At 53.1% G+C, this 23,130-nt stretch carries 22 protein-coding genes, 1 tRNA gene, 1 rRNA gene and 1 pseudogene; 15 read left to right on the forward strand and 10 right to left on the reverse strand.

The genetic code is table 11. The features are described 5' to 3' along the window. Positions 1 to 44 precede the first annotated feature (44 nt). Positions 45 to 359, forward strand: coding sequence for a hypothetical protein (locus ABH899_RS07025; RefSeq protein ID WP_369995089.1), 315 nt, complete (start codon positions 45 to 47; stop codon positions 357 to 359). Here ABH899_RS07025 and ABH899_RS07030 read toward each other — a convergent pair. Next, positions 297 to 1,337: a YkvI family membrane protein gene (locus ABH899_RS07030; RefSeq protein ID WP_369995090.1), complete on the reverse strand. Its 1,041-nt coding sequence runs from the start codon at positions 1,335 to 1,337 to the stop codon at positions 297 to 299. The two genes, ABH899_RS07025 and ABH899_RS07030, sit on opposite strands and share 63 nt — an antisense overlap. A gap of 109 nt (positions 1,338 to 1,446) precedes the next feature. Between ABH899_RS07030 and ABH899_RS07035 the strand changes: the two genes are divergently transcribed. Continuing rightward, entirely contained in the window at positions 1,447 to 2,058 is a 612-nt protein-coding gene (locus tag ABH899_RS07035; RefSeq protein WP_369995093.1) for a DedA family protein, read from the forward strand. Positions 2,059 to 2,109: 51 nt separating this feature from the next. Here ABH899_RS07035 and ABH899_RS07040 read toward each other — a convergent pair whose 3' ends face one another. After that, positions 2,110 to 2,766 carry a hypothetical protein gene (locus ABH899_RS07040; RefSeq protein ID WP_369995094.1) on the reverse strand — a complete coding sequence of 219 codons (657 nt, stop codon included), beginning with the start codon at positions 2,764 to 2,766 and terminating at the stop codon, positions 2,110 to 2,112. Positions 2,767 to 3,109: 343 nt separating this feature from the next. On the opposite strand from ABH899_RS07040, the gene ABH899_RS07045 reads away from it, so the two are divergent. Then, the gene (locus ABH899_RS07045) at positions 3,110 to 3,682 is read left to right on the forward strand and encodes a xanthine phosphoribosyltransferase (protein ID WP_009674748.1); all 573 of its coding nucleotides are present in this window, start codon (positions 3,110 to 3,112) and stop codon (positions 3,680 to 3,682) included. Positions 3,683 to 3,781: 99 nt separating this feature from the next. After that, positions 3,782 to 4,108 (forward strand): hypothetical protein, encoded by a 327-nt coding sequence (locus ABH899_RS07050; RefSeq protein ID WP_009674785.1) that lies wholly within the window; start codon positions 3,782 to 3,784, stop codon positions 4,106 to 4,108. Positions 4,109 to 4,156: 48 nt separating this feature from the next. Here the strand turns inward: ABH899_RS07050 and ABH899_RS07055 are convergent, their stop codons facing one another. Further along, positions 4,157 to 4,468: a hypothetical protein gene (locus ABH899_RS07055; RefSeq protein ID WP_369995095.1), complete on the reverse strand. Its 312-nt coding sequence runs from the start codon at positions 4,466 to 4,468 to the stop codon at positions 4,157 to 4,159. A gap of 288 nt (positions 4,469 to 4,756) precedes the next feature. Between ABH899_RS07055 and ABH899_RS07060 the strand changes: the two genes are divergently transcribed. The 5 genes from ABH899_RS07060 (at position 4,757) to ABH899_RS07080 (ending at position 8,341) form a co-directional block, all read left to right on the forward strand. Then, positions 4,757 to 5,005 carry a hypothetical protein gene (locus ABH899_RS07060; protein WP_369995097.1) on the forward strand — a complete coding sequence of 83 codons (249 nt, stop codon included), beginning with the start codon at positions 4,757 to 4,759 and terminating at the stop codon, positions 5,003 to 5,005. 4 nt (positions 5,006 to 5,009) lie between these two features. Beyond that, complete coding sequence (locus tag ABH899_RS07065) at positions 5,010 to 5,984, forward strand: adenosylcobinamide amidohydrolase (protein WP_369995098.1); 975 nt, start codon at positions 5,010 to 5,012, stop codon at positions 5,982 to 5,984. 602 nt (positions 5,985 to 6,586) lie between these two features. Beyond that, positions 6,587 to 7,273, forward strand: a complete 687-nt coding sequence (locus ABH899_RS07070) for a YidC/Oxa1 family membrane protein insertase (RefSeq protein WP_369995100.1) — start codon at positions 6,587 to 6,589, stop codon at positions 7,271 to 7,273. 161 nt (positions 7,274 to 7,434) lie between these two features. Then, positions 7,435 to 7,518: transfer RNA gene (locus tag ABH899_RS07075), tRNA-Leu, on the forward strand. A gap of 169 nt (positions 7,519 to 7,687) precedes the next feature. Next, a complete protein-coding gene (locus ABH899_RS07080) occupies positions 7,688 to 8,341 on the forward strand; it encodes a Bax inhibitor-1/YccA family protein (protein WP_009674792.1) in 654 nt (217 codons plus the stop codon). A 76-nt stretch (positions 8,342 to 8,417) separates the two neighbouring features. Here ABH899_RS07080 and ABH899_RS07085 read toward each other — a convergent pair whose 3' ends face one another. Continuing rightward, complete coding sequence (locus ABH899_RS07085; protein WP_369995101.1) at positions 8,418 to 8,828, reverse strand: YjdF family protein; 411 nt, start codon at positions 8,826 to 8,828, stop codon at positions 8,418 to 8,420. A 281-nt stretch (positions 8,829 to 9,109) separates the two neighbouring features. On the opposite strand from ABH899_RS07085, the gene ABH899_RS07090 reads away from it, so the two are divergent. Continuing rightward, a complete protein-coding gene (locus tag ABH899_RS07090; RefSeq protein WP_009674750.1) occupies positions 9,110 to 9,310 on the forward strand; it encodes a YqzE family protein in 201 nt (66 codons plus the stop codon). Positions 9,311 to 9,415: 105 nt separating this feature from the next. On the opposite strand, the gene ABH899_RS07095 is transcribed toward ABH899_RS07090, so the two are convergent. The 3 genes from ABH899_RS07095 to ABH899_RS07105 all read right to left on the reverse strand — a co-directional run bounded on the left by ABH899_RS07095 (position 9,416) and on the right by ABH899_RS07105 (position 13,542). Then, positions 9,416 to 10,492: a hypothetical protein gene (locus tag ABH899_RS07095; RefSeq protein WP_369995104.1), complete on the reverse strand. Its 1,077-nt coding sequence runs from the start codon at positions 10,490 to 10,492 to the stop codon at positions 9,416 to 9,418. 115 nt (positions 10,493 to 10,607) lie between these two features. Next, on the reverse strand, positions 10,608 to 11,762 hold the full coding sequence (locus ABH899_RS07100; protein ID WP_369995107.1) for a YqhG family protein: 1,155 nt from the start codon (positions 11,760 to 11,762) through the stop codon (positions 10,608 to 10,610). After that, on the reverse strand, positions 11,743 to 13,542 hold the full coding sequence (locus ABH899_RS07105; protein WP_369995108.1) for a DEAD/DEAH box helicase: 1,800 nt from the start codon (positions 13,540 to 13,542) through the stop codon (positions 11,743 to 11,745). The genes ABH899_RS07100 and ABH899_RS07105 overlap by 20 nt, the downstream gene beginning before the upstream one ends. Before the next feature lie 324 nt (positions 13,543 to 13,866). Here ABH899_RS07105 and ABH899_RS07110 point away from each other — a divergent pair, with 324 nt between their 5' ends. Together ABH899_RS07110 and ABH899_RS07115 are read left to right on the forward strand one after the other, a co-directional pair. Beyond that, entirely contained in the window at positions 13,867 to 14,709 is an 843-nt protein-coding gene (locus ABH899_RS07110; RefSeq protein WP_369995110.1) for a lipoate--protein ligase family protein, read from the forward strand. Between the two features lie 29 nt (positions 14,710 to 14,738). Continuing rightward, entirely contained in the window at positions 14,739 to 15,557 is an 819-nt protein-coding gene (locus ABH899_RS07115) for an AAC(3) family N-acetyltransferase (RefSeq protein ID WP_369995113.1), read from the forward strand. 329 nt (positions 15,558 to 15,886) lie between these two features. Here the strand turns inward: ABH899_RS07115 and dat are convergent, their stop codons facing one another. Further along, on the reverse strand, positions 15,887 to 16,726 hold the full coding sequence (dat, locus tag ABH899_RS07120) for a D-amino-acid transaminase (RefSeq protein ID WP_369995114.1): 840 nt from the start codon (positions 16,724 to 16,726) through the stop codon (positions 15,887 to 15,889). A 545-nt stretch (positions 16,727 to 17,271) separates the two neighbouring features. On the opposite strand from dat, the gene ABH899_RS07125 reads away from it, so the two are divergent. Next, positions 17,272 to 19,890, forward strand: coding sequence for an adenosylcobalamin-dependent ribonucleoside-diphosphate reductase (locus ABH899_RS07125; protein ID WP_369995117.1), 2,619 nt, complete (start codon positions 17,272 to 17,274; stop codon positions 19,888 to 19,890). A gap of 235 nt (positions 19,891 to 20,125) precedes the next feature. Here the strand turns inward: ABH899_RS07125 and ABH899_RS07130 are convergent, their stop codons facing one another. Together ABH899_RS07130 and ABH899_RS07140 are read right to left on the reverse strand one after the other, a co-directional pair. Continuing rightward, positions 20,126 to 21,448, reverse strand: a complete 1,323-nt coding sequence (locus ABH899_RS07130; RefSeq protein WP_369995161.1) for a leucine-rich repeat domain-containing protein — start codon at positions 21,446 to 21,448, stop codon at positions 20,126 to 20,128. 137 nt (positions 21,449 to 21,585) lie between these two features. Beyond that, positions 21,586 to 21,900 (reverse strand): hypothetical protein, encoded by a 315-nt coding sequence (locus ABH899_RS07140; RefSeq protein WP_369995118.1) that lies wholly within the window; start codon positions 21,898 to 21,900, stop codon positions 21,586 to 21,588. Between the two features lie 75 nt (positions 21,901 to 21,975). Here ABH899_RS07140 and ABH899_RS07145 point away from each other — a divergent pair. Both ABH899_RS07145 and ABH899_RS07150 read left to right on the forward strand, forming a co-directional pair. Then, a pseudogene (locus tag ABH899_RS07145) lies at positions 21,976 to 22,239 on the forward strand (12-oxophytodienoate reductase); the annotation flags it as partial. Positions 22,240 to 22,832: 593 nt separating this feature from the next. Continuing rightward, a 16S ribosomal RNA gene (locus ABH899_RS07150) occupies positions 22,833 to 23,130 on the forward strand; the annotation flags it as partial.

Here is a 23,130-nt window from a genome sequence, read left to right on the forward strand (position 1 = left end):
CCGTTTATACCGCCTGGGTCCTTCACCGGATGTGGCAAAGGGATATGCGGGGCGCTGCTCCCGAACAGCATGCGGCAAAATTTTTGCAGCGGATTACCCCGCTTGATTATGCGCAGTTTGCTCTCATGGCGATCGGAATCATCATGCTACTTGCCGATCTTGTTGCGGTGCTGCGCGATGCGAAAGCTTTTCCCGATTATCACATCGGTTATTTGCTTTGCGGATTTTTATTTGTATTTCTGGGTATGCTGATGAGCTTCAACCGTCTGCTTTTGACGGTGCGGGCGTGGCGTTCCTCAGGCGGAGCGGTTTCTCCACATCATCACGGCCAGCCACACCGAGCTGACAAGGCCGAATAACGGATAAAGCGCCGACAGAAGCGGCTTAAAGCCGATCAGGCTGACGATATAGCTGAGCGCGATAAGCAGGAGAAGAACGGTCCTGCGGCCGAGGCCCGTCCGCTGCTGCAGCTGAAGAGTCAGCCCATAGGTATTGGAAAGATAGGTCGTAAAGATTTCTCCATAGATGACAAGCAGATACACAAAAGGGATGACGGTTCCCATCCCGTCCATAATCCGGGCCATCGGAATGCCGAACTGGCGGATTCCCGGCATCTGTGCGCTCAGCGCATAGTGCGCGGCGAACAGTAGAAGACCGATTCCGAGCCCGCCCAGCAGTGCGCCCCGGAAAAGTACGCGCCGGTCTTTGATCTGGGCGCCGAGCGGAACGAGAACCGCTTGGGCGGTGGCCAGGTTGAAGCCGACGTAGAGCAGGGGCGCGGTCCAGACACTGAGCGGCGAATGGTCGGTACCGAGGGTCAGCCATGCCTGCGAAGTGGGAAGCTTATTCGTGTAGAGCACCAGAATAAGACTGAACGTGGCCATTATCGGCACGACGACCGTGTTCACCGCCATAATCGCACCGATGCCGCGTGTAATTACGGCATAGGACAGGACAACGGTGACGAGCAGTCCGCTCTGGAAGGGCAGAGACAAGTGCTCGGAGAAAACCGTTCCTCCGCCGGCGAGCATGACCGAAGAGATGCCGAAAAGAACGAACAAAGTGAACAGAGAGATCCATCTGCCGATTTTCGGGCCGAATAAAGCGATATTCAAATCTTCGTACGACTCCGCCCGGACATCGTGCGCCATGAGCATCATTTTGATGCCGAGCCATACAAACAAGACGCTCGCGAGCGCGATGGTTAAGGAAGCCGCCGCGCCGTAGCGGGTAAAAAACTGCAGGATCTCCTGACCCGACGCAAAGCCCGCTCCCACGACCGTCCCGACATACGTAAAAGCAACCTGTGCGGTTTGCGTCCATGTTTTAGAAGCCATTTTTCTCACCCTTCACGTTTCGTACTAGTACAAGGTATGTTTCGGACCGGACGGGCATGACAGCAACATAAGAAACGCGCAGGAACAACCCCGTTAGGAGTGTTATGTAGTGAAAGAAACGATATTTGAGCTGATTTCCAATTACGGGTATACGGCTCTTTACGCTTTGCTTGCCGCCGGCATTGTCGGCCTGCCGATCCCCGATGAGACGCTGATGACGTTTGTCGGCTCGCTTACGATGGACACCGGTCCGTTGAATTTTACGCATTCGCTTATCGTCTCCTATCTGGGAACGATGACGGGGATGCTGATTTCCTACACGGTCGGACTTCGGCTCGGCAAGCCCTTCCTGTACAAAATAGGAAAGTGGGTCCGCATCAAACAGGAGCGCATCACCCGCACGGAGCTGTGGTTTCAGAAATACGGCATGTGGGCTGTCTTTTTCGGGTATTTCGTTCCGGGACTCAGACATTTCACCTGTTATCTGGCCGGAGTCAGCGGGATTTCCCTTTGGCGCTATCTGCTTTTTGCCGGATCGGGCGCTCTGCTGTGGTGCTGTACGTTTCTTTCGCTCGGACATTTTATCGGGGCCAATTTTGAGGCGGTTCTGCACGGTTTCCACACTTACCTCGGTATCTGCATCATGTGGCTCGCCGTCGCAGCCGCAGTCGGTTTTCTTATTTTCTATCTAGTCCGCAGAAAAAGAAAAAAGAACAGTTAAAAACCCGCAAGCCTTAGGGCTGCGGGTTTTTAACTGTCCGTATACCGGCGTTTAGCTGGCCGGGAACAATTTGATGGATTGGATCGTGTGATTGTCGGGATCAAGGTCCAGCTTCAATACGGTATTCTGGGCTTTGTAGGTCAGCACGTAATCCGTACGGTTGTTCGGCTTGCCCAGAACGTCCGCGGCATCGTCGGCGGTTTGTCCGAGACGCAGCCCGCCAAGGCCCGGATCGATATCGGCCGATTGGATCTGGACGAATTCGAGGCGGTCGAACACGTTGAAGCCGACGGTGAAAGACCCGTATTCGTAGACCGTGACGGACTGGGGATCCTCGTCCATGACGAACACGTTCTTCGCTTTTCCGAAGAGATTCAGCACCTCGTCTTTAGGCGTGCCCAGCGTGACGCCCATCAAGGCCGGATTGTTGACCCGGTATGTGTTCTCCGGAGTCACTACGGGCTTGGCCTTGACCGGCCCTTCCGTATTTTCGTTGGAAGAAACGGCGGCCGAACGATCGGGAGCCGGTGTCTGCCCGGCTGCACCGGAAGGCGAAGGCTGCGCGTTTCCGTTAGGCTCTGCCTGATTTGCGGAGGGACCGGCAGTTTCTTTCCCCCAAAACGTATGTACAGCTTCACAGCCTGCCGCCGCCGGCAGAACGGAGATCAGAAGACCGATCATCGCTGCTCTGCGGAGTTTGTTCTTCATTGCAATCGTTCCTTTCTTCTGCCGCTCCGGTTTCGGACGCGAAGCGACATTCCTTATCATAAGCCCTGGGGACGATTCGTTCAAATTTCATATTAGCCTGGATGGGGTGAAATTAGAGACTGGCGTTCGTTCAAACGGCTCCGTCATCTGCCGTGCACGGCTTAAGCCGTCTTTTCTTGCTTTGCCGCCGGCAAGGAGGGCGGCATTAAATGCCTGTTATTTATACAGACTCGTAAAAGGGCCGAAAAGTTCCGGGAGAAAGGGCCTAAGGCGCAAAATGGGACTTGAAACCTATGTTTGGCTTGTGGTACGTTAACACATATTCAAAGGTGGAGGAGAAGCTATGGAACTGTTGAAACAACGTATCTTAGAAGCCGGAAGCGTCGTTTCCGACCAAGTCGTTAAATTGGATGCCATCTTGAATCATCAAGTTGACCCTGCATTGATTAAGGAAATGGGCAGGGAATTCGCCCGGCGTTTTGTAGAAAGCTCACCTACCAAAGTGCTGACTGTCGAATCATCCGGAATCCCGCTCTCTTTTGCCGTAGCAAGCGAGCTGGGCGTCCCGTTTATTTTCGCGAGACGTAAAAAGTCGGTGACCATGGGCGAGGATACGTATTGTGAACGTGTACCGTCCTTCACCAAAGGAATCGTGACGGATATTATGGTTTCTTCCCAATATATAACCGCAAACGACCGGATTTTAATCATAGACGACATTATTGCCAACGGCGATGCGGCCAGAGGGCTGATCCGGATTGTCGAACGCGCGGGAGCCGAACTGGTCGGCGTCGGGATCGCCGTAGAGAAGGCGTTTCAAGCCGGAGGCCGCGCGATCCGGGAGCAGGGAATCCGTACGGAGTCCCTCGTGACGATAACGTCTCTCGAACAAGGACACATCGTGTTCGCCGATTAACCGTTATTTTATGAAAACATTTTCATTCTGCTTCAATACTTTCCTGGACGGGGTAAATTCGATATAATAGAGGAAGGTATCTGGAGAGGAGGGATCGCTATGGGAAATGAGCAAATTCCAGCCGAATATTTGCTGGAGAAGCTGTCCGAAGCGAAGAACCATTTCGAACGCGCCCTAGACTGCAAACACACCGAGTTTGATGATTTGTACCCGTATATGATTGAACACCCTCAATTTTTCTGGTATAAACGATACGTGGCATGGTCTGAACTTCTTACGGTGGTCAAATTCTTCACGGAACTTTCCGTTCCATGGGAGTCCCAGTTTACGGTTCAGCAGGTCGATTATATCAAGAAACGCGTTATGTCGAGCAAAGTGTTGGATTGCTGGTTTGAAAATACGGATTCCAAAGAACACGTCGGCTGATGTGTTCCTCATAAGCAAGACCTGCCGGGCTTCCCGGCAGGTCTTTTTTTAATTCAGCACATTCATTTCTTCGATATGCTTGCGGGTCTCTTCCGTCCCCAGATTGTAAAGCGTCTGGTAAATCTGCTTGAGATCATAGTCGTAGGCGTCGTTTTCTTTGTCCTTGTGATATTCCTTAAAAGGCAGGAGAGCCCGGAAATGCGTTGCCTCGTCCGATTCGTCCATCACCTCGAAAAGTTCGGCCAACTTGTCGATTTCCTCATCCGTTGCCTTGATTTCAAAATCAAAGTTGATTTCATCCGCTTCGTCGACGATTTCTTTGGAACCTACGCTGACGTAATATGTTTTTTTGCCGTCCATCGCTCTTCGCTCCCTTCGTATAAGCCTGACCGCAGGTTTTACCCTTTCCTCTTAAAAGGATTGCCCAACTAGCCGGCTTCTAAAACTCCCGCAGTCCACAGATTTTATTACCCGGTGCCCGAAAAAAATGAATCAGCGTATTCCGTCCGCACTTCGGGCTCTCTTGGCTTGCCGCCGTGTTTTGTGTATGCTAGTAGGGATGCCGGTTATGCCTTGCAGGCAAGCGGGCCGAAAAACCGATAGATACAATTGCCCAGGAAATGTTTTGGAGCAAAAGGAGGGCTTGTCATGATCAGCGACGAGCAGTTAGACCAATACCGGATTGACGGCACCCTGCTTAGAATCGTCAGGGATGCGGATCCGCGCAACGATATAAGAGGCTACGTGGTGGCTTGGAACGAGTCGTCCGTCGCTATTCGTAAACGCAGCCGGAAGCTGGTGCAGCTGGACAGAAAGTACGTTTATCAGCCGTATACGGAGAGCCGTCCCGCTGAGTATACGCTGCCAAGGGAAACTAGCGAGGGCGAGGAGGCCTGATCCGTTGAACACTCAAGAAACGCTCATTCAGACGGTAAGCCGCCCGGCTGCATTAATTACCGCAGCCGTGAAAGAAGGCGCGGTAGGGAGCTATCTGCTGCTGGAAGCACCGTCGCCTTTGAGGACGTTAAGCTCCGCGCCGTGGGGCGGCGGTTTCGGTTATCACCGGACGATCATCAACCGGAAGGTAGACAAAACGTATGCCTGCGGAGATCCGGTGACGGAAATGAACGGGTTCCTGGAGGCGGCAGGTCTGAACAGGGAGGAAACGGCCTGCCTGCTGACCTCCGTACATATGAGCGGCCTTGGCGAAAGTCATCTTCGACTGGACGTTCCCGTCCCCGTGCCGGTAGGAGCCGACGACCAAGCTTCGCGAAACTTTCTCGATACGTCTGACAGTAAGTTGGATGTTTCCTCCGAAGCCGATCGGGAAGCGCAAAGCTTTTTCGAAGCATTTGACGGAAGACTGGACACTCGAGGGACGGAGAAAGCAAGCCTCTCCGCAGCAGCAGACAGGGATTCGGCGAATCCCGTGAACGGCATCGGCACGGCGGAACCCACTGCCACTGCCGCTTCCGCGGCGGACACGGGAATAGCCGTCAGTGCCTGGGTCACCGTCGGCTATTCCAACAAAGCGCGTGCCGGACGCGGGCTTCCGGCTTCGGCGCTTTTTCCCGGCACGATTAATATTATCGTGGCCGTGGAGGGCGAGTTGACCGATGAAGCCATGGTCAACGCCGTCATTACCGCCACCGAGGCGAAGGCGGCGGCATTGCAGGACCTCGGCGTAGCGTTGGACGACGGAAGCGGGGCGACGGGCACGACGACGGACGCCGTGCTGATCGCCTCCACGCAGAGAGGTCGGCTCCACCGCTACGCCGGAACGGCCACTTACCTCGGCCATATGATCGGCCGGTCCGTTTATGAAGCCGCCATGCAGTCCGGCCTGGCTTACAAGAAGGCTCTGGCGCTCCCGTAAGGTGAGACACCGGTGTACACAGCTGCCAGCGCATGGCCCGGTTTCTTATAACGGTGGTGACCTGTAGATCCTTCACAGTACACATCAACCCTCGGTGTGGCGGTTTGTGTGGTACGCCTCTTAATAACAGTGCAGCGCCTCCTTCCTATAGGATGGCGCTGTTTCTTTTTGTACGATCATGATAGAGAAAACGTTGGAATAAGCATGGAGTAAGCTTGAACGCCTTACAGTGAATCCGCCCGGAGTTTTCTGAAACCGTTGAACACCCCAGTCGTATCATCATGAAGGAGAGGGGGAATTGCCATCGAGTGGAGTTTGGACATACCGGTGCTATTTTTGGCGCTCGGTTTTACGTGCTGGTGGCTGGGCGAATGGATTTCGCTGATCCCTCTCAAAGCCGAGGAATTTCCCGTTCCCACTGTCACATCCGACAAAAGGAATTCGCCGGTTCTTATCCGGCACATCGGGTTCGGCATTTTCAGAATCCGGCGGAAAGTTCCCGTCAGGAGCGATCATCATTCCGACGAACCGGATTCCTCCCGTTTAACGCGGTACAGATTATTGTCGGTATTGCCGCTATCAAAAAACGGGAGGAATCCTTTATGTCACTTTTACAACCCTTTATCTCTTCGCTGGACCGTATTCTGAACGTATTAGCCGCCTTTACGAATGATTGGGGGCTGGCCATCCTGCTGCTTGCCCTGCTTGTGCGCAGCCTGCTATTCCGGGTAAATCTGCTTAGTGCCCGGCAGCAAGTGAGACAGATTCGTATGCAGCCGGCCATCCGGCAGCTCCGGGAGCAGTATGCGAACCAGTCCGGCAAGCTGGGCGAGGAGATGCTCCGGCTGTATTCCCGCTATGGCATCAAACCTGGACTCGCGTTTGCGGTGGGATTGATCCAGATGCCGATTTTTATGAGCCTTTATCCGTATTTTTCTCTGCACGGCGCTCAGATGACCTCTATGCTAATCCCATGGATGCCGTCACTGGGCGTTCCCGATCCGGCGCACGCGCTGCCTGTGTTGTACGGCATTATAGGATGGCTGGGAATGCTGATCAGCCTCGTTCCCGATCCGGCGGCGTCGCAGCCGGCGCTGCTCAGGGCGGGAATGCCCCTTGTCATCATGGGCGTTTCATTAACGGTGATGTGGCGCTCCCCGGCGGCTCTTGTCCTTTACTGGGCGGGCAGCGGTATCGTTACGATACTGGAACGCCTATTCTTCCGCTCGTCATACGGTCAAAAACTGCTTCACAAAGGAATTCCGGTCCCGGAACCGGTAAAGGATTAGAAACGCGTCCAGTCCAGATAAGGCAAGGGGAAGCCGTTACGGCTTTCCCTTGTATTATTTTGGGTATATGTATGGAGATGGCGCGTCTCAAAAAAAGATTAGAAATATGTTTGACAAACGTTTTGCCGCATGATATATTTAATCTCGTTCTTACAAAGCACGCGGTCGTGGCGGAATTGGCAGACGCGCTAGATTCAGGTTCTAGTGGTGTAACAGCCGTGGAGGTTCGAGTCCTCTCGACCGCATCAGCAATACAGGAAAGCCACTGGCTACCGGTCAACCGGAGCAGGTGGCTTTTTTGTTTTTTATTAAAAAATCCTTCTTTAAAAATGAAACGAATGCCTGGCCTTTTTCGTATAATCATTTATAAATAAGTGGAAAATGGGTAGTATTTAAAAAGGAGTGTGTTGTAATTTGGAAAGAACGATGACGTATTCCCACCAAGGATCGCTTTCTCACATCTTGCGGACATTTGCGCTTTCTCTGCTGATCTCGTTCGTAGGCATGCTGGTGGGTGCCATGATCGTACCGCCGTCGATCATCCCGCTGTTTATTGTCGTTGAGCTCGTGATGATCGTGGCGGCCATTGTAGTCCGGATGCGCGGCAAAAACATCGGCTACGGGTTCCTGTACGCCTTTACGGCTATCTCGGGCGTAACCATGTACCCGGTTATTATGTCGTACGGTTCGATAATCGGTGCCAATCTCGTGTCCGGGGCATTTCTGGCCACAGCCGTTATATTCGGGGGACTTGCCTGGTACGCGGCCCGTTCCGAGAAGGACTTCAGTTTCCTGGGAGGCTTCCTGTTCGCGGCAACGATCGGCCTCGTGCTGATGGGCGTGCTATCTTTGTTCGTCAACTTCGGTTCGACGCTGAATCTGCTCTTGTCCGTTGGCGGCATTCTGATCTTCAGCGGCTGGGTGCTCTATGATGTCGCTCAATATCGCGAAGGCGTGGCAGCGGAAGAAGTGCCGCTCGCCGCAATGAATTTGTATCTCGACTTTATTAACCTTTTCCTGTATATTCTGCGTTTTATCGCTTCGATTGTCGGCATCAGCCGCGATTGATGCAGCCTCGAATTACAGGATGATCAAAAAACCGGCTGACGCCCTGAAGCGTCAGCCGGTTTTTTTGTGCGCCATTTCAGCGGCCGCGGTGTTTGTCTTTGGCTTTCTGACGGGCAATCTCGCGCTTGCGGGCCGCGTCTGCCTCGCGTTCTTCCCTGGATAACGTTGTCCGCACTTTTTTGCGGTACTCGAGATCCGCTCGGATGGCTGCCTGGGCCATCGTGGAAGGGCCCTTTTGCGCTAGCTCCCTGGAAGCCAGCCGTGCAAGCCGCTTCGGATTGATTTTCCGATCAGTTACGGGAGCGGCACGAACGCCTTTGCCGACACTTTCAAGCAAGCGGAGCAGATCGTGCAGAACAAAGTCCAGCACTTCCCCGTCAAGGGGCTCCGTTCCGAATAGGTGCCTGGCTGCATGCAGGCTGCCGCTTCTTTCGTCCTCCGCAATTCCAATCCAGTACTGCCCGTCGTAAAAAACCGTTAATTTCATGTTTTTTCCCCTCCGTTTAAGTAAACAGAACGCCGGACATCCCGAGGGGGAAGGCTACGACATGTTAACAGACTTAATCAGGCTTAAATCTGCAGCATGCATCCGGACTACCAACCGGACTGTGATTTTACGCTCCACTTTTCATTATAGGAGGGGAAGGAACGATTGGAAAGAGTCATGACCGGGAATGTGCGAATGGCCGGTTTTACGCAAAGGCAGTCGGGGAAATACTAAGAGTTAAAGCAGAGCGCACTCTTAATGCGGAAAGGAAGGGCTGACAAATGGCAAAAGGCGGAGAAGAACTCGTGAAATATATAACGGAACAAGTGGTTCACTATATAGAAACCCCAAGGCAAGTACGAAAGGAAGCGCGCGTCAGGCACAAAGAAACCAGAGAAAGCTGGTCGGTCCACTGGTTCGGGATGATCCCCCTGTCCATCTCCATGATCATAAAGGCCGTAAGGCGCCGGAGCAAAAACTGAATGTTTAACTCGCAAGGCCGAAATTGAAGCGATTGGTCAAAAAAAGAAGCTTCCTCGGGTTCACGGCGGAAACGGTAAACCGTTCCGGGACCCGGGGAAGCTTTTCTATGGGAAAGAGGAGGAGATACCGTCAGTCGGGTAAAACTGTCCGAGCGAAACCGCTTCGTCCAGGAGAACAAAGCGTCTGCCTTCCTGCTCGAAGGCGATAAAAGCGGCACCGCCGGTCCAGCGCAGAGCGCCGGTTACGGGAAGCGGCAGCGTAAGTCTGCCCCCGAAACATTCACAGACGAAAGTCAAGGACTTGCCGGCCGCAAGGTAGGGCGTCAATTCTTCATAAGAACGGATAGGGAGCGCGTTTCGGGTCAGCCAGGCTATCTCTTCATAAGGATCGGACGGCATGACCTCAAGCGGCGTTCCGGGTGTATGTTCAAAGGCTGCGCCATGCAGCCCGAGCAAACTTGAATCACTTGCGGGCGAATAATTTTGAAAGGTCCGGATTTCGCCGGTTTTGGCATCGACGAGGATACGATTGTTCCCGGCGGGAACGGTCCAAACCGCATGGAAGGCATCCGTATAAAGACGGCGCAGCCTTGTTTCCGCGGAGTCCAGCCAAGCTTGATAGGACATGGATGCAGGAATGATGGCGTGCTGCACCAAGGTGCGGTACAGCGTGCGGGTGCTGAACAGGGGATGTTCGCCTGTTCCGTATTCGATGAGCTGCAGAGTACCGTTTTCGGCGGCGGACACGATCAGATAGCCTGTCTCGCGGCCGTTATCCGTCAGCAGGACGATCCAGCCGTGGGTACCCGGACCGAGAGGAGCGACCGTCCACTTGGCGCGGTTCCAACCTTCGAAACCTTTCCGTCCGGCAAGACTGTCGATCCAACGTACGATGTGTTCGTTCAGTACGGTACCGGTGTTGGACGCTCCGGGAGCATCTGACGGTTCATTTGCCGTAAAATCCGCCAGAACCTCGGCTGGTCTGATTCCGGGAAGGATCGTGTACCTTTTATCCAATGACGCTCGTCCGGCTTCCTGCTTCATGCGTGTTGCCGAGCCGGGAAGGGACACTTGAGCTTTTGGAGAGAAGAGTTGTTCACCCTGCGAGAACGAAGGGGGCCCGGCAGCGAGCCAGACAACGAGCGCCAGTAGCGCTGCCGTCCATACAGCTGTGCGGTTCATTTGTTCACCTGCCTGCCGTTCATTCTATAAATCTAGTGTAAGGGAATCCTTGCAAAAAGTTTGTTAAAACGTGTAGGCGGGACCATAGGAACTTTTAGCGACTTTCGTCGCATCTTCACCTTTCGTCCGCCCTTAAATGAAATAATCCGCAATTGATGACGGATACATGCACTCTCGGCCGGTATTGCCAGTCTACTTCCGCCTGCCGGGCCGCATAGCGGATCTCCAGTTCTTCGCGGGCTTCCGGCTCGGCTGCCGCGAGCATGCCTTCGTAATACAACCGGACGAGCTGATGTTCTTCGGCCAGCACCTGGTTGGCACGGTCCGCCCAGCGGTGGTCGGTGCGGCGGATTTTGTGCTCCAGGTAATCTTCCAGGATCGAGGCGGCCCTCGAAAGGGTCAGATTATCGCCGAGCAGATGAATGTTGGCCGGCAGTTTCGGTGCGAGCTTCCTCGTCAGCATGGAGGGATGAAACTCTTCGCGGATTTCTCCCGTGGTCATTTGAATGGCCAAGGAATGAACCTCGCTGCGTTTCATATCGCAGGCATACTCCACCTTGTAGTTCACATTCATCCAACTGCAGTAGGTGAGGGGAGCGGAGCGCCCCGGCTGAGAACTGCTGGCGGCTTGCGGCGGAGCCTCGAACAGCCGGGTAAACCGGCCGTTGTTCAAGACCGTCGCGAAGAGCTGCTGCAGGCGGCGGCTGCCGAAGGTAACCTCGTCGCGGGGGACGCGGCCGACCGGCGGAGCGGGGGCCGTGCCGAAGTACCGCCCGAGGATGCTGTCCGCGGAGCGGATCGCTTCGGGCGGACTTCCGCCGCTTCCGGCCGCAGGAGCGGCGCCTCCCGGGACGGTGCCGGCAGGCGCCCCCGGCCCTGCTGCGCATGCCGCGAGCGTGCCCTGCGGGCTCAGTGTCCCGCTGCTGCCCGCGGGAACAGTGCCGCCTCCGGCCGCCTGGCCACCGCCGCCCGCAGCGCCAGGGGCCGCGGAGACGGCACCGGCGGCAGCCCCCGGACCGGCCGGTACGGGACGATCCGCCGCCGCGGCTGCCGCGTCCCCTTCCGGATCGAAAACGAAACGGTAGGTCATCGTTTCGGGTTCGACTCCGGTGCGCTCGACGAAGCTCCAATAGTAGGAGCGGCCGGTGAGTTCTTTATCCGCCTCCGGAGAGAGGTTCACGATGACGGCGTGCTTCGTTTTTTCGATAATGCGGCAGTTGTACGCTTCCAGAAACCGCATAACAAAGCGTTCAACCTGGGCGGTATTCATGGTTCACCCCGACATTCTGCCCGATGGCGCTTAGTATGGAACCGATTTTGGCTTTCCTTTCGTTTTCCGGTTCAAGCTCCTCCCGGATGCCGGTAAGCGAATCCCCGAGCCGGTCGATCTGACGGCGCATGTCTTCATCGGAACGAGATTCCATCATCATTTTAAATAGGGAGCTTTCCAGCGAGGCCGATTTTTTTTCCAGACGTTCCAGAATCGAATCGAGTTCGCCGATGACCAGCTCGAACATGTTTATTTTTTCGTGCAGCAGATTCAAAATGTGCTCTTCGATCGTATTGCGGGTAGAGAGATTGTAGATTCTTACGTCGTCCGTCTGGCCCAGCCGGTGAACCCGTCCGATCCGCTGCTCCACCCGCATGGGATTCCAGGGCAAATCGAAATTGATCATATGATGGCAGAACTGGAGATTGATTCCCTCGCCGCCGGCTTCGGTTGCGACAAGCACTTGGGCGCGGGTACGGAAAAGGTCCATCATCCAATCTTTTTTGCCCCGGTTCATTCCCCCGCGATAGGGGACGGCCGTAATTTTGTTCTCTCTTAAATAGTTCAGCAAATATTCCTGGGACGCCCGGTATTCGGTGAATATGATGACCTTGTCATCAATCTCCCGGATCAGATTCAAGACGGTTTCGGCTTTCGTGTTAGCCTGGATGCTGCGGATTCGCTCGACCAGCTCCCATATCTTGGTCCGGACCGGAGAGTTTTCTTCCGTCTTTTTGAACATGTTGACTAAGGTTATAAAAACGGCGTCCCGGGAGCTGCACACTTCTCTTTGAAGGGTGACAAGCGCCAGCGTATTGCTCGGTTGGCTCTGATTTTGTTCATACTGGCTGCGGATAAAATCCGTGACGCCATCGTAAAGCGCCTGTTCCTCGGGTGAAAGCGTAAGCGTGATATTTTTCACGATTCGTTTCTTGAACTCGACATTTCCGTCGCCGCGCCGGTTGCGGATCATAATTTTGGAAAGCTCCTGTTGGAGAATGCCTTCGTTTTTCGGGATTCTTTTGGCCATGACAAAGTTGGCTTGAAAATTCGTCTGCGCCCCGAGCTGCCCCGGCTTCAGAAGATTAATCAGATTGTACAGTTCTTTAAGATCGTTCTGTACGGGCGTAGCGGTAAGCAGCAGGCAGTATTTTTTACGCAGCTCTCCGACGAACTGGTAATTCGTTGTTTTTTTGTTTTTGAGTTTATGGGCTTCGTCCACGATAAGCATGTCGTAATCCAGACCGAGCACGATCTCCCGGTGCGGGTCCCGCTTGGCGGTGTCCATGGAAGCGACAATCACGTCGCACGTCTGCCACATGTACGATTTTTTCTGGGCGGCTGCCGCGATCCCGAATTTCTGATTCAGCTCCCGGACCCACTGCAGGACAAGCGAAGCGGGTACCAGAATGAGCGCTTTGCGCACAAGTCCGCGGATCATATATTCTTTTAAAATAAGTCCGGCTTCGATCGTTTTGCCGAGTCCGACTTCGTCGGCCAGAATAGCCCGCCCGCGCATGTCGTACAGCACTTTCTTGGCCGTATCGATCTGATGGCTCATGGGCTCGATTCCGTTCACGTGCTTCAGGCACAGAAGCTCGTCGAAGGAGTGGATCAGGCTCGACTTTTCCGCCTCGTAAGCAAGCTGGTACAAGGTCCAATTATCCCAGGGGCCGTTGCGGACGACACGCGACTCCCAGTCCAGGAACCATTCCCGATCCGTGTGCATGCTCAGCCCTTCATGAATCGGGCGGATGTGCTCCGTTGTCTGGTTGTTCATCTAGGCTCTGCCTCCTTCTCGAAAATGGGCCGTATCCCGACCCGTCTGCCCGTCATCCGCTTGCTGCTGCCGTTATGAGCGGTCCGGCGTATGCAATCTGCAACTTTGTAACTAGTATGATCCAAAGAAGGAGGTTTCATAACGCAGCCGCATTGCCGGGACTTCTTCGACTTGTACCGCCATAGACATCCTTGCCGGGAGCTCTATCGAATGTTATCGGAAGCGCTCCTGTGCTATGATAAAGGAATGAACGTGCACTCAAAACCGATACGGGCGGGCCGGGCTTTCCGCGCCTGCCGTTCTTGATAAGAAGGGAAGAGGAACATGACAACATGGCGTTATATGCATACAGGCAACCGGACGGCGGCTGAGAACATGGCGATCGACGAAGCGATTCTCATCGCGCACAGCGAAGGCAGGGTTCCTCCGACGGTCCGTTTTTACGGCTGGGGGCCGGCGGCTCTCTCCATCGGTTATTTTCAGAAAGCGCAGAAGGAGATCGATCTGAACAAAGTCGCCGGCCAAGGTCTCGGATTCGTACGCCGTCCGACGGGCGGCCGGGCGGTTCTGCACGATGCCGAGCTTACATACAGCATCATCGTCTCGGAGCGCTATCCGGGAATCCCGACGAGCGTAACGGAAGCTTACCGGGTCCTAAGCGAAGGGCTGCTGCTCGGATTCCGGAAGCTGGGGCTGGCGGCCGAGATGGTGAACCTGGCAACCGAAGAAGAGAAGCGGAAATACGAATCGCTCGGCTCGGCGGCCTGCTTCGATTCCCCTTCGTGGTACGAGCTTGTCGTGGAAGGCCGCAAAGTCGCCGGAAGCGCGCAGGTTAGGCAGAAGAATGTCGTGCTTCAGCACGGTTCTATTTTGCTGGAACTGGACGTCGAGCAGTTGTTCGGCCTGCTGCTTTTCTCCAACGAGCGGATTGCCGAGCGGATGAAGCAGAGCTTTGTGCAGAAAGCGGTCGCGATTAACGATTTGCTCCGAACTGCCGGGCTTGCCCCCGTGACACTCGGAGACGTGGAAACCGCATTCCGCGCCGGTGTAGCCGAAGGCATGGGTATTGAGCTTGAAGACGGAGTGTTGACTCCGTACGAGCTGGAGCTTGCGGAAAAGCTGGCGCGCGAAAAGTACAGTTCCGACGAATGGAATTTGAAGCGGTAGCGGTAATTTTGGGGTGAGGTGAACGTACCATGTCGATCGACACGATTATAGAACGAACGGGGAAACGGCCGCATACGGCGGAAAGCCTTGCGGAGGATCTCAGAAGACTCGGTGTGAAGGAAGGGATGACTCTCTTGGTCCATTCCTCTCTAAGTTCCCTCGGTTGGGTTTGCGGGGGCACACAGGCGGTCATAACCGCTCTCCGGGACGCATTGGGAAGCGGGGGCACGCTGATGATGCCGACACACAGTGGCGACTTGTCGGAGCCATCGGCTTGGAGCAATCCGCCCGTTCCGCAGGAGTGGTGGGACGTGATCCGAAGCACGATGCCGGCCTATAAAGCGGAGGAGACCCGGACGTTTTTTATGGGAGCCTTGCCGGAAGCATTCAGAACTTACCCGGGGGTTATGCGGAGCAGCCACCCCCAGGTTTCGTTTGCGGCGATCGGACCGCAGGCGCAGAAACTGACCGGTGATCATTCCCTCGCTTACGGGCTCGGGGAGGGTTCCCCGCTAGCCCGTCTGTACGAGCTGGACGGTCATGTGCTGCTGCTAGGCATCGGTCACGGCTCCAACACGTCCATCCATTTGGCGGAATACCGGGCGGAGTATGCGTCGAAGAAGGAAGTCGCGAACGGGGCGCCTGTTCTTGATGGAGACGGGGTCCGTCAGTGGGTGGAGTTTCCGGATGTCGGAATCGACTCGGACGATTTCGACCGGGCGGGTGCGGATTTCGAAGCCCGGCACTCGGTAGTCATCCGCGGAAAAGTAGGCTCGGCTGACACGGCCTTGATGCCGCAGCGTCCGCTTGTCGATTATGCGGCGGAATGGATGAGGCAGCACCGGTAGCGAAAGGATGGCGGCCGCCCCTTGGTTTGCTCCCGTATATGCGGGTGTGTGGCTGACCGCCGTCATGCGAGGCTGAGCACGCGACTGCGCGCTGGGAGCCTCGCACGGTGCGGAATACCGAACGTGCGCAGCGGGGGACGGCTCGTGCGCACCGCCGGGTTAACCGGTGCGGGTGCGAACCGGAGCCGAGCCGCGGGAGCCGGGCACGTACCGGATGCGGGTGGCCCCCGCATACCGGTTCCCGCCTTCGGCGGCCCCGCTGCCGCGGTAAAAAGGCCTCCAAACCCACTCTAGAGTGGGTTTGGAGGCCTTTTTTGCTGTCCGCCGGATTAGCGGCTTCCGGCCGGGATCGCCGCCTCGAAGGCCTGCTGGAGCCGCCGGGTAACGGGACCGGGCTTGCCGTCTCCGATAGGCCGGCTGTCCACCAGCACGACCGGCATAACTTCGGAGCCTGTGCTGGTGATGAAGACTTCATCGGCCGAGGCGAGTTCCTCGGCCCGAAAAGCTTCTTCACGCACGGCGATGCCCAGATCTTCCGCGAGCCGGAGAACGAGCGAGCGGGTGACGCCCCGCAGGATATGATGATCGGCGGGATGAGTTTTCACGATCCCGTCTTTGACGATCATCACGTTGGACGCGCTGGCTTCGGTGATGACGCCGCCTCGGTTGAAAATAACTTCGCCCGCGCCGCCGTCAAGGGCCTCCTGCTTCAGCAGCACGTTCGGGAGCAGGTTCAGCGATTTGATATCGCACCGGTGCCAGCGGATATCCTCCCGGACGATGGCGAAAATCCCGTTTTCCAGATCTTTCAGCGGACGCAAAAACGGGGAGCACCAGCCCGTCACGACCGGCTCCGCCGCATCCGGGAACGGATGGGAACGCGGAGCGACACCGCGGGTGATCTGAACGTAAGCGAGGCCATCGGGGATGCCGGCCGCCTCCGTGAGCCGGTTCAGCAGATTCTCCAGCTCTTCGAGCGGATAAGGAAGGCCGATCCGGACTTCAGCCATACTGCGGTTGAAACGTTCCATATGTTTCTCTACTTCAAATAGCCGGCCGTCGTAAATGCGGAACACCTCGTAGACGCCGTCCCCGAAATAATAGCCCCGGTCAAGGGGAGAAACGCGGACTTCTTCGTCCGGTACAAGTTGATTTCCGAAAAGCATCATCGGGCAAGTTCTCCTTTAAGCTATCTTTCTACTACCAAAATAAGCGCTTGTGTTGGCAAGCGTGTCTGGACGCAGCCGATTGAAAGTAAAAAGGTTGTAGGGGATAATACGAAAAATTACCCAACTGGCGAACGTCCGTTTCTTTTTTGGGCGGATCTGTTTATAGTATATAGGGGAAAGAATGCCTTACACAAATGAGCCGATGGTCTGTATGCACGGAAATCGGCTGCAGCGATTTTTACAAAAAATTACCCGTGGGGCACTGCGGCTCTTACTCTTTTACAGGTTCGGAATGTCGAAAATTGTCGTTTTTTATAAATGTTTTGCGAACGAAATAAAGAGCAAGGCGAAGAAAAAGTGAGAAAACAAGCACCTGCTTTTTGTTATCCCGTTGAATTCATTCGCAGTTTATTCGTAACACAACATCTAGTGTTGTATAATCTTTTATGGACACTATATATAGTGCTTACGTACATACCGCGAATTTCGCGCAGTGGTGCGGGTTCCCGGGTGCAGGTACATTGATTTGGGAGGGTGTTGCCGTTTTGAAGACGATGCAGCGGAAAAGTTTGGAAGGTTTGAGCGAAAAAATCTTTTTGGATCGTTATGCGTTAAAAGATGCGGACACGAACAATACGAAAGTCGGAGACGTGGTGCTTGTCCTGACCAAGGACGACCCGAAATTTCCGGCCAAGGAAGTCGGGGAAATCACCGCGCGAGATGGGCGCAATGTGACCGTTAAGCTGCGCAGCGGCGAAACGATCGAGTCGAACATCGACAGACTGACTCTTAATATAGAAAAAACGCCGGATGAGCTGTGGGACCGCCTGGCCAAGGCAATGGCTTCCGTAGAAGCGACGCCGGAAAAACAGAAGGAATGGACGGAAAAATTCCGTTACATTCTGGACGACTGGAAGCTTGTTCCGGGAGGCCGCATTGCCGCAGGCGCGGATGCCAGCGATGAACTGACGCTGTTCAACTGCTATGTCATTCCGTCTCCGCATGACAGCCGCGGCGGTATTATGGCCACCTTGTCCGAGATGACGGAAATTATGTCCCGCGGGGGCGGGGTCGGAATTAATCTTTCGTCTCTTCGCCCGCGTCGCGCAATCGTTAAAGGCGTTAACGGCTCTTCCAGCGGTTCCGTGTCATGGGGAGGCCTCTTCAGCTATACGACGGGCTTGATCGAGCAGGGCGGCAGCCGTCGCGGTGCGCTGATGCTTATGATCAATGACTGGCACCCCGATCTGCTTGATTTTATCACCGTTAAATCTACGATGGGCCAGATTACGAACGCGAACCTCTCCGTTTGCGTAAGCAACGGCTTTATGAAAGCGGTGAAGGAGGATCTGGATTGGGATCTCGTGTTCCCGGATACGACGGACCCCGAATACGACGAAGTTTGGAACGGCGATCTCAATGAGTGGAAAAAGCTCGGAAAAGCCGTAAAAGTGTACCGCACGGTCAAAGCCCGCGAAGTTTGGCACACGATCATCGAGTCCGCATGGCGCTCCGCGGAGCCGGGCGTCGTGTTTATGGAGTACTACAACCAGATGTCCAACAGCTGGTACTTCAACCCGATCATCTGTACCAATCCTTGCGGAGAGCAGGGGCTTCCGGCTTGGGGTGTATGCAACTTGTCCGCCGTTAACCTGTCCAAGTTTTACGATGAGGAGAATGACGATGTCGCCTGGGACGAGCTGGGCAAAACCGTCCGTTACTCCACGCGTTTTCTGGACAACGTCATCGACAAGACGCCATACCACTTCGAGGAAAACCGCGAGAACCAGCAGGGCGAACGCCGTGTCGGACTTGGAACGATGGGGCTGGCCGAGCTGATGATCAAGCTTCGCATCCGTTACGGAAGCCCGGAATCTCTCGAATTCCTGGATAAAATCTATGGTTTCATGGCACGCGAAGCTTACTTGGCTTCTTCTGAAATTGCCGGCGAGAAAGGTTCTTTCAAGCACTTCGACACCGAGAAATTCCTGCAGAGCGGCTTTATGAAAAACATGCACGAGGTTTATCCGGAAGTGACGGAATCCGTCCGCAAGAACGGTATGCGCAACGTGACGGTCATTACGCAGGCACCGACGGGAAGCACGGGAACGATGGTGGGAACTTCCACCGGTATCGAGCCTTATTTCGCCTTTGAATATTTCCGCCAAAGCCGCCTCGGTTACGACAAGCAATTCGTGCCGATTGCGCAGGAATGGAAGGATGCCAACAAGGACCAGGACCTGCCGGATTATTTCGTGACGGCCATGAGTCTGTCGGCGGAAGATCATATCCGCGCTCAAGCCGCTATCCAGCGCTGGGTAGACAGCTCCATTTCCAAGACGGCGAACTGCCCGGCCGATTTCACGGTCGAAGAAACCGAACGGCTGTATGAGCTTGCCTTCGATCTGGGATGCAAAGGCGTGACCATCTACCGCGACGGCAGCCGTGACGTACAGGTACTCAGCACCGGAACGGACAAGGACAAGAAGGACGAAAAGAAAGCCGAAGCGGCCGTTCCTGCGCCTGAAGTTCCGACAGAAGCACCGTCTGTGGCGGTTGCGGCGGAACCGGTCGTCCAAGCGGATGCGATTTCCGGGAACGTCTTCGATAAAGAATATAAACGCCGTCCGCAAATTCTGCGCGGCGCTACCTATAAAATCAATACGCCGTTCGGTATGGCGTACATTACAATCAACGACATGAACGGCTCGCCGAGCGAAATTTTCCTCAACGTGGGAAAAGCGGGCTCGGACGTTTTCGCCATGGCGGAAGCGCTCGGCCGCGTCTGCTCCTTGTTCCTGCGCTACGGCGATCACGGGAACAAAGTGAACCTGCTGATCAAGCATCTCAAAGGCATCGGCGGTTCCGGGGCCATCGGCTTCGGCGCCAACCGTGTCGAGTCCATCGCCGATGCGGTCGCCAAAGCGCTTGAGATGCATGAAGAGGCGATGGCCGGCGAAACGGGTGCGGAGGCTTACGTAACCGCCACGAAAGAAGTCGTGCATGAAGCGCCGGATGCACTTAGCGATGCTGCACCTCTCGCAGGTGCTGCGCCTGCCGGGTTGACTTCGCTTGACTTGTGCCCGTCCTGCGGCTCCGCTTCGCTCGTGAACAGTGAAGGCTGTAAGAACTGTACGAACTGCGGATACAGCCGTTGTTCGTAAGAATGATTGAAGTTTCGTTTACTTTATAAGAGACAAAGGCAAGATTAGGTGAAAGAACATCCTAATCTTGCCTTTTTTTTTTGAATACCTATCTATATCCAAGGGTTTATAGGGTTGCCTAATGAACAAAAACCGAGAGGGTGAGCGCTACTAACACTTTCGGTTTTTTCTTAACAAGTATCCGTATTTTCTTTGTTTCTTGGATATTCCGATCATTGTAAGTCCCTTGATCAGACTATTGTCTGATATCAACTGTTTTTGTAGGTGAGTCCCAAATTACTTTTGCTCCAAGTGTCTCACTTACCATTCTTGCAGGTACAAAAGCAGATCCGTTAACGACCGTTACGGCAGATTCCAAGAATACTTCTTTGCCGTTTACTATGGCTTTATTCGAGCCGATTTTTAATTGTAAAGAGATATCTGATTTTTGAGCCGTCACGGTTTCCGTGTTACTATCCCAGGATACATTAGCGCCTAGAGCTTCAAAGATTTTTCTCATAGGAACATGGATAGAACCAGATATGTTTTGCGGAGATTCGTCTTCCGTATAATCTTGAACTTCATCATTGATCCTTACATAAATCCGTTCACCGTAAGATACAGCCGCTCCATTTAATGCTCTGACTTTGAGTTTGCTGACGGATCCTTCATTTAATGGGTTATTGGCCAAATAAATTTCCCAAAGATCGGTTTGATTATCCAGAGGACATATATCTCGGATTTGATTATTGACCAATGAAATCTTTCTTGGAGTTAATTGAGATAGTGCGGATATATCCGAAAGAGCATTGCCATCCAGATACAAGACATCTAACATGTTCAGCGATTTAATCGGACTAAGATCAGTAAGTTGGTTATTACTTAAATCAAGTTGGTAGATACCATTCTGAGCTTCTATTCCACGTAGATCACTAATTAAGTTTCCGTCCAGAGAGAGCAAGACGAGTGGAGGCAGGCTCTTTAGAAATTGAAGAGAAGCAATTCCGTTTGATCCTAAATAAAGAGAACGTAATTCAGGTAAGTTCCCCAAAGATTCCGGATCGGATATGGAGTTGCCATTAAGCGATAACAACCATAAATTTGGTAATTGAACAATGGGCTTAATATCTGAAATCCGATTATGATTGAGCCTCAATAACTCGAGTTTATTCGCATGAGACAAGGGAGAAACATCTGAAATCTGATTATTCGAAAGATCAAGATCCTGTAGCTTGCCAAGTTTCCGAAGGCTGCTTATATCGGTTATTTGATTGTTTTCAAGCTGCAGCCATTTCAGATCCGGATGATTTTCAAGAAAGCTTATAGTGGAAATATGAAGAGAACCGATACTTAACAAAGTAAGCTTAGGAAAATGTTTAAGGACACTTAAATCTTGAACCGGATTTCCAGTCAATTCGAGGCTAGTCAAATGCGATAAGCTTTTTAGAGGGTTAATGTCTTTAACCCGGTTGTATTTAAGACCAACGAATTCAAGTTTGGACAGATTGCTTAAAGGTGAAATATCTGAAATTTGATTTTCTTGTAAATTAGTAGAAGATAAATTTTTGAAATTGCGCATGGGGGATATATCCTGAATTTGATTCGTATAAGCGTCAAAGGCGGATAAGTTTTCAAGATTATCTATAGGATTAATATTTTGTATCTGATTTTCAGATAGGTTAAGTACTTTTAAGTTGCTAAGATTTTTAAGAGGGCTTATGTCGGAATGGCGTATTCTAAGCCGTTTAGCGTCGTAATGCCCTGCCAATCCGCAGGACCTATTTTTTTGAGGTTTTCCATGTCCCCGACCGTTAATGGGCCTTCATTTTTATTGAGTTCATGTCTAATGACTTTTTCAAGTGCCGAATCCTCAATCTTAACTTCAGGGGATTCTGCAGAAGATTTTATAGGCAAAAATAAAACCAATACAAATACCATACTAAATGAGAAAGTGATAAACCCAGCTTTTTTCAAATAATTCCCTCCAGTATTTAAAACACCATGTTCTTTTACCTGCTGCAAAATTTCCAACTAAATACAACCCGGTTCATAATTTCTAGTTGTGCACGCCTATCTCCTTCTGCAAAGAAAATTAAACACTCTTTATGGGTGAAGAAACTGAACGGAAAACCCAGAATAACTGTTAGTTCTGTAGGAGACGATGAATTTGTAAGTCTCTATACCGAAGGCAAAGGAGTAGGAATCCAAGATATTCATGAGCTTCTGAAGAGGCTGGACAACAATGAATTTGATTTGGTTGCCGTTGGAAGGGCACTTTTGGCCGACCCCGCAGGGGCTCGGAAAATACGTGAAGGGCGGGTGGATGAAATCCGTCCTTTTATTCCGGACTCTCTTCATACTTTGTTTTAACATGGAAGCGCTGCGACACACGAGCGAAACCGTTATTCCACTGACAGATGTCTTCGGGCTCCTTTTTCATTTTGGTGCTATCTCGTAAAAGTTCTTATCTAAGGGATGTGAAGTGGATCTGATTTTGCTGCTGGATGCGGAAAAAACGTTTTATGGACCCTATTACAAAGATTGATTGTTGAATGCACATTTTCTGGGGACATTATTTTAGACAATATGCCAGCAAAAGAGTTAAGAGAAAAGAGTCTGGAACAAGGCTCTTTTCCGCTTCCACAAAATGGTTGTTGCAAAAGACGTCGGATGCTGGTAAAGTTACTTCTTGCCGGCAACAACGAAACACGCCGCGAAAAAAGAAATTCAAAAAAAGCTTGCATAACTGAGCGCGACTGTGTTATAGTATAAAAGTTGTCGCTGAGACAAGCGCTAACGACGAAGGTCGCAAGGCCTTACGAGATTGTCCTTTGAAAACTGAACAACGAGTGATTGAAGCGTCTCAAGTAATTGAGACATTAATGAGAAGAAATTCTCGTCAGCAACGAATTTTTGAGCTTAATCAGCTTGAGATAAACCGCTGGCTTTTGGCCGGCACAACTTTATCGGAGAGTTTGATCCTGGCTCAGGACGAACGCTGGCGGCGTGCCTAATACATGCAAGTCGAGCGGACTTGATGAGAAGCTTGCTTCTCTGAGAGTTAGCGGCGGACGGGTGAGTAACACGTAGGCAACCTGCCTGTAAGATCGGGATAACTACCGGAAACGGTAGCTAAGACCGGATAATCGATTTCTCCGCATGGGGAGATCGTGAAACACGGAGCAATCTGTGGCTTACGGATGGGCCTGCGGCGCATTAGCTAGTTGGTGAGGTAACGGCTCACCAAGGCGACGATGCGTA

The sequence above is a fragment of the Paenibacillus sp. RC84 genome (assembly GCF_041260495.1).
Classification (GTDB): Bacteria; Bacillota; Bacilli; order Paenibacillales; family NBRC-103111; genus Paenibacillus_F.

What these genes read in the sequence shown, in the direction of transcription:
- ABH899_RS07100 (WP_369995107.1), bottom strand. Translation starts at nt 11,762, where the DNA reads ATGAATACCGCCCAGGTTGAACGCTTTGTTATGCGGTTTCTGGAAGCG.
- dat (WP_369995114.1), bottom strand. Translation starts at nt 16,726, where the DNA reads ATGATGCTTTTCGGAAATCAACTTGTACCGGACGAAGAAGTCCGCGTT.
- ABH899_RS07030 (WP_369995090.1), bottom strand. Translation starts at nt 1,337, where the DNA reads ATGGCTTCTAAAACATGGACGCAAACCGCACAGGTTGCTTTTACGTAT.
- ABH899_RS07090 (WP_009674750.1), top strand. Translation starts at nt 9,110, where the DNA reads ATGGCAAAAGGCGGAGAAGAACTCGTGAAATATATAACGGAACAAGTG.
- ABH899_RS07055 (WP_369995095.1), bottom strand. Translation starts at nt 4,468, where the DNA reads ATGGACGGCAAAAAAACATATTACGTCAGCGTAGGTTCCAAAGAAATC.
- ABH899_RS07070 (WP_369995100.1), top strand. Translation starts at nt 6,587, where the DNA reads ATGTCACTTTTACAACCCTTTATCTCTTCGCTGGACCGTATTCTGAAC.
- ABH899_RS07085 (WP_369995101.1), bottom strand. Translation starts at nt 8,828, where the DNA reads ATGAAATTAACGGTTTTTTACGACGGGCAGTACTGGATTGGAATTGCG.
- ABH899_RS07130 (WP_369995161.1), bottom strand. Translation starts at nt 21,448, where the DNA reads ATGCGCAATTTCAAAAATTTATCTTCTACTAATTTACAAGAAAATCAA.
- ABH899_RS07050 (WP_009674785.1), top strand. Translation starts at nt 3,782, where the DNA reads ATGGGAAATGAGCAAATTCCAGCCGAATATTTGCTGGAGAAGCTGTCC.
- ABH899_RS07045 (WP_009674748.1), top strand. Translation starts at nt 3,110, where the DNA reads ATGGAACTGTTGAAACAACGTATCTTAGAAGCCGGAAGCGTCGTTTCC.
- ABH899_RS07025 (WP_369995089.1), top strand. Translation starts at nt 45, where the DNA reads ATGCGGGGCGCTGCTCCCGAACAGCATGCGGCAAAATTTTTGCAGCGG.
- ABH899_RS07060 (WP_369995097.1), top strand. Translation starts at nt 4,757, where the DNA reads ATGATCAGCGACGAGCAGTTAGACCAATACCGGATTGACGGCACCCTG.
- ABH899_RS07110 (WP_369995110.1), top strand. Translation starts at nt 13,867, where the DNA reads ATGACAACATGGCGTTATATGCATACAGGCAACCGGACGGCGGCTGAG.
- ABH899_RS07040 (WP_369995094.1), bottom strand. Translation starts at nt 2,766, where the DNA reads ATGAAGAACAAACTCCGCAGAGCAGCGATGATCGGTCTTCTGATCTCC.
- ABH899_RS07095 (WP_369995104.1), bottom strand. Translation starts at nt 10,492, where the DNA reads ATGAACCGCACAGCTGTATGGACGGCAGCGCTACTGGCGCTCGTTGTC.
- ABH899_RS07115 (WP_369995113.1), top strand. Translation starts at nt 14,739, where the DNA reads ATGTCGATCGACACGATTATAGAACGAACGGGGAAACGGCCGCATACG.
- ABH899_RS07105 (WP_369995108.1), bottom strand. Translation starts at nt 13,542, where the DNA reads ATGAACAACCAGACAACGGAGCACATCCGCCCGATTCATGAAGGGCTG.